This is a genomic window from Opitutales bacterium (genome assembly GCA_013215165.1).
GTDB lineage: Bacteria > Verrucomicrobiota > Verrucomicrobiia > Opitutales > JABSRG01 > JABSRG01.
Window position 1 is genome coordinate 44,212 of the sequence record JABSRG010000016.1, and the last position, 10,366, is coordinate 54,577.

Consider the following 10,366-nt stretch of genomic DNA (forward strand, 5'->3'; position numbering starts at 1 on the left):
AAAACAGTCCTAACGCACCTCACTGAGTTTTGCCAAACTCGGAGTGACAAAATTTCCCAGTCCTCAGAAATTAACGATCCCCGAAGTGCGCGTGATCAGCTAAAGCTCAACCCGTAGGGTGACGGTGATAACTGTTGCCTGATCTCAGTATTGACCCGCCCGTTGCCAATCGCTCTCGGAGTCGCGTATCGATATAAGATGGTAGCCGTGGGTTTTTAACCCACGGTCTTGATTGCCATCTACGAGCAAGAGGGAACAGATGTAGCCGCCGCGCTCTGTCGCCGTGCCCCTATGACCTGGATCGGAACAACGGCCCCCGCCCCGACAGAGCGAGGCGGAGATAAAAGAGGCAGTTGAGGAACTATCCCCGTTGTCTAAATTCCACCCAACATGCGAAAAGGTGCACGCTGCTGATCCAAAAACGGTTGAAGGTTATGCCTCAATTACCGCGATCTCTCGCACAATCCGCGCTCAATCCTCGTGGTAAGTATACCCACGCATCCCCACCTCAAACAGCGAGATCAAGCTTTTGCGCTCTTTGCTCGTGATCAGCTTTGACCGGACTGCCGCCTCGGCCTTTTCGCGGAATGTTCGGATCATCGCACGGGGATCGTATTCCACATACGACAACACGTCAGATACCGAATCCCCCTCGATTTCGCTCGTCAGGGTGTAGCTTCCGTCATCATCCAGACGTATACTCACGACATTCGTATCGCCCAAGAGATTGTGTAAATCGCCTAGCGTCTCTTGATACGCCCCGACTAGAAAAGCCCCGAGAAAATACGCATCACCGGGTTTCCAGTCGTGCAAGCGCAGGGTCGAGGTGATCTCTTGCTCGATCTTAAATTGGTCTATACGGCCATCACAGTCACAAGTGATATCTGAAATCACCGCATTGCGTGTCGGCTCCTCGTTATGTTTGTGGATCGGAATGATCGGGAAAAACTGATCAATGGCCCAGGCATCAGGAAGGGACTGAAAGACAGAGAAATTACCATAGTAAATATCAGCTATAGACGCATCCAGCTCCTGAAGCGGTTCCGGCACATACTCGAGGGTACGGCAAATTTTCGCAACCTGGGTAATAATACTCCAAAACAATGCTTCAGCCACGGAACGTTCACGTAGCGAGATTGAGCCGTGTTTAAATAACTCCCGCAGCTCGTCACGGTAATAAAAGGCGTTGTTGTAACTCTCCTGAATAGTCTCAGGAGTCAGTTTCTTGAGAACCTCGTTCAGGTTTCTTGTCGAAGTATGAAGATCCTCAACATCATCCGGCAACAGCTCAGCACAACGATCTTCGTCAAACTTAGATACATCCAAGACATTGAACAAAAGCACTGAGTAAAATGCTACCGTCGCCCGACCCGCTTCTGTGACAATGACAGGATGGTCGATCTCATGTTCGTCCATAACAGACTGAACTACCTCAACGACATCCCGACAATACTCACTCAACGAATAGTTAGCCGAGCTCACCGCGCTGCTCTTTGAGCCATCATAATCGACCGCAAGCCCTCCTCCGAGATCGAGAAATTTCATACCTGCACCCTCTTTCACCAAACCGGCGTAAGTCCTACAGGCTTCCAGTACAGAATTACGGATGTCTCTGATATCCGGCACCTGACTCCCCAGATGATAGTGCAGCAATTCGAGGCAATCGAGCATGCCGACAGAACGCAGTTGATCCACCACCCGCATCGTCTGCGCAGTATTGAGTCCAAAAACGGAACGATCACCCCCCGTATCGGACCAGTAACCACTGGCCTTCGAAGTAAGCTTCACGCGCACCCCGATATGCGGCCGCACGCCCATCGCTCGCGAGCGTTCAATAAGAATGCTGACCTCACGCGGCGTCTCTACGACCAACATAGGATACAGCCCGATTTTTTGGCCACACAGAGCGAGATCTATAAACTCCTGGTCTTTATAACCATTGCAGATCAGCAGCGAACCAGGATTTTTGAGGTAGGTCAGCGCTGCCAAAAGCTCTGCCTTCGACCCCGCCTCGAGGCCATGGCCCAAGTCCTCCCCGAAGCTCGTAATCTCTTCAATGACCTGTTGCTGCTGGTTTACCTTTATTGGGTAAACGCCACGATAGGAGCCCTGATAGCCAAAGGCACTCATAGCATTTTGAAATGCGCTATACATGGCCTTCAGACGTGCATCGAGGATATCGGGAAAACGCAACAAAACCGGAGCTGCGATCCCCCGGTCTTTGAGACCACTCACGATCTCCATGAGTGAGATACCCGGATCGTCCGGAGTCTGCTCTCTTTTTGGAAAGACGAGCACTTCGCCCCTATCCGAGATGTCGAAAAAACCGCGCCCCCATTCGTCTACCGCATAGAGTTTCTTGGCCGCGACGCGATCCCAGGCTCGTTCACTCATCGTAACAACCTAGCTATCTGAAACCCGGCGACGTCCCTCGAGCGCATTGCGCAAGGTGGCAGCATCGGCCCCGTCAATACCCCGACTGCTCGGCAGTCCAAATCCGATGCGCGTTACATCGACAACGCGCGGACCCACCACTTCCTCTTGAATATAATGGCAGGTAGCTTCCGATTCAATATCACTCGCCAAAGCAAGGATGACCTCTTCGACCGAGTCCCTATCAATCCGGGCTTCAAGATTCTCAAGATTCAGGGCATCCGGACCCACGCCATGGATCGGAGACAGACGCCCATGCAAGACATGATAAGTCCCCTGAAAGGCACCCGAACGCTCCATCGCAATCAGATCGGGAATATGTTCCACGACCGCGACCACCTGCTTATTGCGCGACGCATTGGCATAGATTGCACACACATCGCCATCCGTCATATTGCCTGTAACGGGACAGCGCCTCAGCGATTCCAGGGCTTCTTGAATCTCTCCACACAGGCCGAGTGCCGCCGAACGGTCCTCAGTCAACAAGTGCAGTGCAATACGCTCAGCGGAACGATAGCCAAGCCCGGGTAACCGCTTCAGGCGCCCGACGAGGGCATCGAAGACTGGATTCATTTTCTTCCAGCAAAAAAGAGCTACATCATTCCGGGCAACTGGAAGCCCGCCGAGACCTTACCCATCTCTTCCTCATTCATAGCCTTCGCCTTCTCGGCAGCCTCTTGGACCGCAGCCAAGATCGTTTCCTCAACAAACTCGGCCTCTTCTTCCAGAAATTCTGGATCTAACTTGAGTGCCTTAAACTCTCCATTTCCGCTGATTTTCACCTGGACAGCCCCGCCTCCCGCCGAGATGTCCAACTCCTTTGCAGCAAGTTCTGCCTGCAGCGATTCCATCTTACGCTGCATTTTCTGGGCTTGTTTCAAAATCTTTCCGACGCCGGCCATAGTGAGTATTTAATGAATGAGTTAACTGGGTATACGATCACCACGACTAACACGCGAAAGCGACTTGGCAATGATCCATTGATCAGGAACTCGCAAAGGGGTGCGATTGAGGGAACAAGAAGTTTTTCGGGTCATTGTTCAGATTAGATCGACAGAGAGAAGCGACAACTTGCCATCGCTCTTACTTTTTGAGGCACGCAACCGTGCTCCATGCGCCGCGAATACAGGTATCCTCTCCAAATTGTTCGACAACCGGATCTTCAAGAAACAGAGCATCGTCCATCGTGTTCGGCCCCAGACCATCAAAGGCAGGATAGGCCTGAGCATCTCCGATAACCTTCGGTGCAATATACTGAATAAGGTAGTCTATGGCGCCGTGCCGCATGAGAGAACGCATTAAGCCACTGCCAGGTTCGATCATTACCCCAGATACACCCATGTTACCCAAAGTCTGCTTGAGCGTAGCCCACTCCACATGCCCTTGTGCATCTGTTTTCACCGCTACGACTGCACCTCCCTTTTCTCGAAAAGCCGATAAATACCCGGAGTCCTCAGCCCATGCATCCGTGGACAGAACGATGGTTCTATCTACAAAGGAGTCATTCAACAAACGAGCGTCAGCGGCTTGATTTAATTCGGCCTTTATATCGATTACAATTCGTTGTGAGCACGTCTCAGGCTCTCCAAGCCGTCGGATCGTCAGACTTGGATCATCGGCCAACACTGTTCCGGAACCCACGAGAATGGCCGGAAAATAGAACCGCCATTCCATAACATTTGCCCGAGCAATCTCTCCTGTAATCCAGCGGGAATGTCCTGTGCGCGTCGCAATTTTACCGTCCAGCGTGGTTGCGATTTTCACTGCGAACATGGTTTCATTCTTATGAACCATGCGGTGATTGAACAGCGGATTCATCCCGTTGCAGGTGGATGCTAGAACATCCGGGACCACCTCAATACCTGCGTCGCGCAGGATAGTCAGTCCCTTGCCCGCATGTTTTGGATTCGGGTCGAGGGTCCCTACAATTACCCGACTGATACCCGCCTCGATAATGCCGTCGACACATGGTGGGGTTCGCCCGTGAGTTGAGCACGGCTCCATGGTCACCACCATGGTTGCCTCAGGCTTCGGCCGCCGACCCAAGGCCTTCAACGCCTGGCGCTCTGCATGCAATTCGCCTACCTTCGGATGAAAGCCCTCTGCGACGATCTCCCCATCCTCGATAATCAATGCCCCGACGGCCGGATTAGGGTGTGTCCGCCCCCATCCACGCATGCCGACTTCGATCGCCCGTCGCATCCACGCCTCATATTGCTCTAAATCAGTCATCTCAGCCACGAACAAAGGGATTGGTTCGCTTTTCACGTCCTACCTCAGTTTCAGGACCATGTCCTGGATAGAGGATTGTGCTATCGGGCAATGAGTAGATTTCACGTTTAATCGAATTCAAGAGCAGATCCGTATCGCCACCGGGCAAATCTGTTCTCCCTACACTTCCCGCGAAAATTGCATCCCCGACAATCGCTACCGCGTCCCCTTGCGACCAGAACAGGAGACTCCCAGGACAATGGCCAGGAACATGACGCGTCTCCCAGTCTCGATCTAGGAATTGGAGCTTCTCGCCCCCAGAAACCCAACGATCAATTTTGCCCGATTCGAATTTCAATCCGGGTAATGCGTAAGCCGCCATCAACTGAGGCTGCTCAAACATCACCTGGTCGTCTCGGTGTCCCCAGGCAGGAATGCCCGCTGCGTTAAAGTGATGCAGATCGATCATGTGGTCCCAATGCCCATGGGTCATCAAAACCTGGTTCAAGGTTAAGCTCTCTGCTTCACAAAAACGGCTCACCTGGTTATAACTATCCAGCGGTGTATCGAACAAAACCGCCTGCTGCGTCGAGCGCTCAAAAACAAGAATTGCATTGGTAGCCGCTGGGCCCAGTTCGAATATTTTAAATTCCATATGGTCGAACCAACGCCTCCAGCGCGGACCTGCAAACGCATTTTGCGCTTTCCTCTCATTCTCTAGGGGCCTTTATTCTCGGGCTTTTCAAAATCATGGATACGCTTAAATTTGCAGTTCTGCCCGGAGACTACATCGGGCCCGAAGTTATGGAAGTCGCGCTGGCGGTCTTAGAGAAAGTTGCCGCTCAAGACGGATTCGCTCTCGAATATACTACAGCTGACGTCGGTGGCATTGGGATAGACAACCACGGAAAGGCACTTCCGGACAGCACTCTCGAGCTCTGCAGGCAGGGTGACGCTATCTTATTTGGCTCGGTCGGCGGACCTAAGTGGGAAAGCTTACCCCCCAAAGAACAGCCCGAGCGCGCCGCCCTCCTTCCCTTGCGCAAGGAATTCAGCCTCTTCGCAAACATCCGACCCGGCCTCTTGTTTCCAGAGCTCGTCGACGCCTCGCCTTTAAAGACAGAGCGCATACCCGATGGCATCGATATCGTATGCATCCGTGAGCTTACCGGTGGGATTTACTTCGGCCAGCCTAAGACAACCGACGAGCTGGGAGACGGCGACATCCAAGCCGTAGACACTATGGTCTACAAAAAGAGCGAAATTGAGCGCATCGCCTGTGTGGCAATCACCGCCGCGCGAGGCCGAGGCAAGCGTGTCTGCTCGGTAGATAAGGCCAATGTTCTCGAAACGTCCGTCCTTTGGCGCAAAGTGGTCACTGAGCTATTTGCTGCCGAAGCTCCCGATATCGAACTATCTCACATGTATATCGATAACGCGGCTATGCAGATGGCTCGCGACCCAAACCAGTTTGATGTCGTCTTTACCGAAAACATGTTTGGAGACATCCTCTCCGACGAAATGGCCGTCATCTGCGGGTCACTCGGCATGATGGCATCGGCCAGCCTCGGAGCTACCAACAATCGCTTCGACAAGCCCTTTGGCCTCTATGAGCCAGCTGGCGGCACCGCACCCGATATCGCAGGTCAAAACCTGGCTAATCCGTGTGCACAAATCCTCTCCGCAGCCCTCATGCTGCGCTATAGCTTCGGCCTTGAAGCCAGTGCTCAAAAGATCGAGCAGGCCGTCGAGAGCGTCGTAAAAGGTGGCACCCGAACCGGCGACATTGCCTTTGGTCGCGAAGCAGTGTCTACGACCGCCATGCGCGATGCAATTTTGGCGGCACTGTAGGGCTTTCTTGGGTATACCGAGCACCAGTTCAGCATTAGATTGGCAAAGCAAAGTTGGAGCTTGGGGTCCCCTGGGCTAATTATCCCTCCCTGCCCGAAGCCAAGCGCTGATTAAGGGGTGCGGGTTTTCGGGCCGGGATTGCATCTGTGGGACGAATAGTGTTCCCACAAAGAATGTATGTTCCGTCAGCTCGATAATACGGAGCTCTCCCTCGGCCCACACCCCTAATGTTCACAAACCTATACAATCAATTACCAGAGCACGCCACGCGTCTCTAAATCGAGCTCCAAAACACTATTTAACCCGGATTATGCGATAGCAGCTTGAAGGTGCAAGATATTGATAGAAAGGAGATTAAGGGAGCCTCAAGACGGCTCCATGGGATTTTTTATGGGTAAATTTAAGGCTCTCTCGGCGATTTAATGATAGCCGTCCAGTCCACATAGCTCGGAGCTAAGACTCTAAAAAATCGATATCAAAAAGTCGGGCTGGTGATCGATTTAAACCGCGATTTGAGATTTCAAAGGGCTCCCTTTTGTGCTGTTCTAAAATATAGAACAATGAAGTTGACACGATAATTCTATATATTAGGACAGCATTAAGTGAACAATACCCTTACAAATGGCCTCGCACTGCTTTCGCTAATAGCAAATAGCGGAAAGAGTCATGGTGTCACCGAACTGGCTCACATGTCCGGTCTCCCAAAGAGTCACGTTCACCGTTTGCTTCAGTCGTTAGTAGAAGCCCGATATCTAGACAAGGATTACCAAAGCCGCTATCGAATAAGCGTGGGAGCCCTCCGCCTCGGCCGCGAACTCTTGCGCAACATCCCTATTCGCCAAACCGCCCTCCCGGAAATGTTAAGTGTCGCTCCACGCGAATCTTTATCGCTTACCTTGGCCCTTCCATTCGGCTATGAAGCAATCACCGTCGCTCATACTTCACCGGATGGTACTGTGCGAGGACCGATGGAGAGCATTGGTAGCGTCCTATCCAGTCATGCCTCCGCGAGCGGAAAGCTATTTCTAGCCTATAAAGAGGATTCGGAACTCCAGGAAATTTTACCTGAGCTGATCTTCGAACCGTTAGGCCCAAATACGCACAAAGATGCATCCAGTCTTCTTGACGATCTAAAGCGAATACGTGGGCGCGGCTACAGTATCAATAACTGCGAAAACGGTTTCAATACCATCAGCCTTGCCTGCCCTATCACTGATCAAGATGGGAAAGTTTTCGCAGCCCTAGGCTGCTCCGGTGCGACAGAGTCGCTTCCACTGAAAAAAACCGATCATTTTGTAGGCGTTCTAAATAGCGCGATAAACAACATTAGACTCAATCTAAAACAAGAAATCACATCATTATGATAACACAGACCTCACCCCTCACTAACGACCTGATGACCGCTGAGCATGTTCGCCAGTATTGGGAAGAGGGTTATACCATCATTCGAAACGTTTTCTCAGAGGCTGAGATTGAACAGATACGCACAAGTTGTGATAAATGGAAGTTTATGGGAGAGCTTTTAGGACGCCATTGGCGCCGCCAGAATACGATCATCTGGGTAGATGAGGACCCAGACGTGGGAAAAACAGTCCGCGGCATGCAATGGCCCTCCTATCACGATGCAGTTATGGATAAATTTCGCACAGACCCACGTCTCCTGATGATAATTGAACCCTTGATCGGCAGCAGTGTTAAACAAATCATTAATCAAGTGCATTGGAAGCGCCCAGGCTCCAAGACCTCATGGGCACTCCATCGCGACGTGCGTAGCAGACAGCCCAGTTCATCATTCAAAGAACTTTACACGTCTTGGGTACAGACCGGGATCGCGATCGACCCGCACATGAAGGAAAATGGTGCGATGCAAATCGTACCCGGCAGTCACAGAGACATCGAACATGACCCTGATGATCGATCCGCTTGGATGGCGCCACAGTATGCTAAGGATAAGCGCATCAAAGATGTGGAATTGGAACCTGGTGATGTCGCCTTGTGGAGCGCCTACACAGTGCACGGTGGAGGATTTAATACTACAAAACATCTGGACCGACGGCTCTACATCAATGGCTTCATCACAGCAAAAAATTGCACACGCGGCGAATGGGCATGGAGAGAAGGACGCACCTGCGGCCTATTTGGCGAACAGGCGCTGATTCAATTCGAAGAAGTAGATGAGATCCGTCATGCGTTCTACGCCTCTGAACTCAACCGCAAAGAGATGATCAGGGACTAAATCAAGCTTCGGACTTTATGCGTCTAAAAAGACCAAACATACTTGTCATCCTCGATGACCAGCATCGACATGATTACCTCGGCTATACCGGTGCGAATTTTGTCAACACACCTCATATCGACGCGCTTGCACGAAGCGGTAGGGCATTCAGCCACTGTTGCACGAACGCCCAAGTCTGTGGCCCGGCGAGGATTGCATTAGCCACCGGCTTGGTTCCCACGCGCACACAAACTCTTTCAAATGCTGACGCTTTATTGTCCCCCTCTATACCAAATCATTATCAGCATTTTAGGGATCAAGGCTACCGCGTAGAATTAGTATAGGCCGCCACGACCTTTCAAAATCAGGAGCCCCGGGTAGTATTCATGGCAATAGACCTCTAAACTATAGTTATGGATTCACCCGAGCATGGGAGGTCGAAGGTGGTATGTCAGCCGCAGCAGATTCAAGCAAATCTGGGGGTGCAACTGGCCCATATAAACAATACCTGAAGGAACACGGCCTACTCCAAGCCTACGTCGATGACTTTATGGATCGCAGAGAAAAGGGATGGATTGTGGGTGCATCACACGACTCCGTCCTCCCCTATGAACATCACCAAGATGCCTTTATTGGGCGAAAAGCGGCCGAGCGGATCGAACATATAGAGGACGACTTTCCCTGGTATATGTTCGTGAATTTTCAAAGTCCGCATGATCCCTTCGATCCTCCTACATCCTTAGCCGAAAAATACCGGCACGCTTCGATGCCTCCACCTGTCGAGCCAAGCCTACAAAACAAACCCAAACGCGTTGAACGCAGACACCGAAATTTTGCGAACGCAACCAAAGACGATATTACGATCGCCCGTCGCCAATATTGCGCCAAAATCGAGCTAATTGATGACCAAATTGGACTGATTTTATCCACCCTGGAAGCTACCGGAAAGATCGATAATACAATCGTTGTCTTCTCAAGCGATCATGGGGAACAGCTGGGGGACCACGGACTCTTTCAGAAACACACCGCTTACGAATCATCCATGCGGGTGCCGCTTGTAGTTGCTGGGCCCGGTATCGAGCCCGGAAGAAGTGATGCCCTTGTGGAGCTATTCGATCTGAACCCAACCCTAGTCGAGCTCGCCGGCCTAGATGCTCAACCCAATTTAGATGCCCTGTCTTTCGCACCGATCCTCAAAGGCCTACAAGAGCAGCATCGACCCTACTGTGTTACTTGTCAGCATGATTACCGGGGCCTACGCTCACGAACCCATAAGTATATCGAATCCTACGGTGATCATGCAGAGCTATATGACCTGACCACTGATACCGATGAGTCGTACAATTTAATCGATGAGCAGCCTGAGTTAGCATCTGAATTGAGCCAGCGCCTCGCAGAACGCCTGGACACTTGAGAGCTGACAAAACTTGATAATAATTTCACAGGCATCAATCGCTTATATTAACCAAAACCCGAGCAGGGTATGACCAGAAGTGCGGGGAGAAAAATTTCGAATAATCGCATTTTATAGTGTACAAGCGTTCACAAGTCTGAAATAGGCTTGGGATGGCATCTAAAAAATCAGACCGCAAACAAGAGCGTATTCAGACAATCATAGAGCGCTTGTCCGAAAACGATCTGCTCCTAGAACGGATC

The 10,366-nt window shown here is 51.4% G+C and carries 10 protein-coding genes; 5 read left to right on the plus strand and 5 right to left on the minus strand.

Going from position 1 to position 10,366, the window contains the following annotated elements; translation table 11 throughout:
- Window positions 1–471: 471 nt before the first annotated feature.
- The 5 genes from speA to HRU10_05105 form a co-directional block, all read right to left on the minus strand.
- A complete protein-coding gene (gene speA / locus HRU10_05085) occupies window positions 472–2,394 on the minus strand; it encodes a biosynthetic arginine decarboxylase (GenBank protein ID NRA26607.1) in 1,923 nt (640 codons plus the stop codon).
- 9 nt (window positions 2,395–2,403) lie between these two features.
- On the minus strand, window positions 2,404–3,006 hold the full coding sequence (gene recR / locus HRU10_05090; GenBank protein NRA26608.1) for a recombination protein RecR: 603 nt from the start codon (window positions 3,004–3,006) through the stop codon (window positions 2,404–2,406).
- 20 nt (window positions 3,007–3,026) lie between these two features.
- A complete protein-coding gene (locus HRU10_05095; protein NRA26609.1) occupies window positions 3,027–3,335 on the minus strand; it encodes a YbaB/EbfC family nucleoid-associated protein in 309 nt (102 codons plus the stop codon).
- Window positions 3,336–3,516: 181 nt separating this feature from the next.
- A complete protein-coding gene (ribD, locus tag HRU10_05100) occupies window positions 3,517–4,701 on the minus strand; it encodes a bifunctional diaminohydroxyphosphoribosylaminopyrimidine deaminase/5-amino-6-(5-phosphoribosylamino)uracil reductase RibD (protein ID NRA26610.1) in 1,185 nt (394 codons plus the stop codon).
- Entirely contained in the window at window positions 4,667–5,299 is a 633-nt protein-coding gene (locus tag HRU10_05105) for an MBL fold metallo-hydrolase (protein ID NRA26611.1), read from the minus strand. Before HRU10_05105 ends, ribD begins: the two co-directional genes overlap by 35 nt.
- A 95-nt stretch (window positions 5,300–5,394) precedes the next feature.
- Here HRU10_05105 and leuB point away from each other — a divergent pair, with 95 nt between their 5' ends.
- The 5 genes from leuB to HRU10_05130 all read left to right on the plus strand — a co-directional run bounded on the left by leuB (window position 5,395) and on the right by HRU10_05130 (window position 10,124).
- Window positions 5,395–6,495: a 3-isopropylmalate dehydrogenase gene (gene leuB, locus HRU10_05110; GenBank protein NRA26612.1), complete on the plus strand. Its 1,101-nt coding sequence runs from the start codon at window positions 5,395–5,397 to the stop codon at window positions 6,493–6,495.
- Window positions 6,496–7,097: 602 nt separating this feature from the next.
- Entirely contained in the window at window positions 7,098–7,859 is a 762-nt protein-coding gene (locus HRU10_05115) for an IclR family transcriptional regulator (GenBank protein NRA26613.1), read from the plus strand.
- Window positions 7,856–8,731: a phytanoyl-CoA dioxygenase family protein gene (locus HRU10_05120; GenBank protein NRA26614.1), complete on the plus strand. Its 876-nt coding sequence runs from the start codon at window positions 7,856–7,858 to the stop codon at window positions 8,729–8,731. The genes HRU10_05115 and HRU10_05120 overlap by 4 nt, the downstream gene beginning before the upstream one ends.
- A 17-nt stretch (window positions 8,732–8,748) precedes the next feature.
- On the plus strand, window positions 8,749–9,054 hold the full coding sequence (locus tag HRU10_05125) for a sulfatase-like hydrolase/transferase (protein NRA26615.1): 306 nt from the start codon (window positions 8,749–8,751) through the stop codon (window positions 9,052–9,054).
- A 104-nt stretch (window positions 9,055–9,158) separates the two neighbouring features.
- A complete protein-coding gene (locus HRU10_05130) occupies window positions 9,159–10,124 on the plus strand; it encodes a sulfatase-like hydrolase/transferase (protein ID NRA26616.1) in 966 nt (321 codons plus the stop codon).
- Window positions 10,125–10,366: the final 242 nt, after the last annotated feature.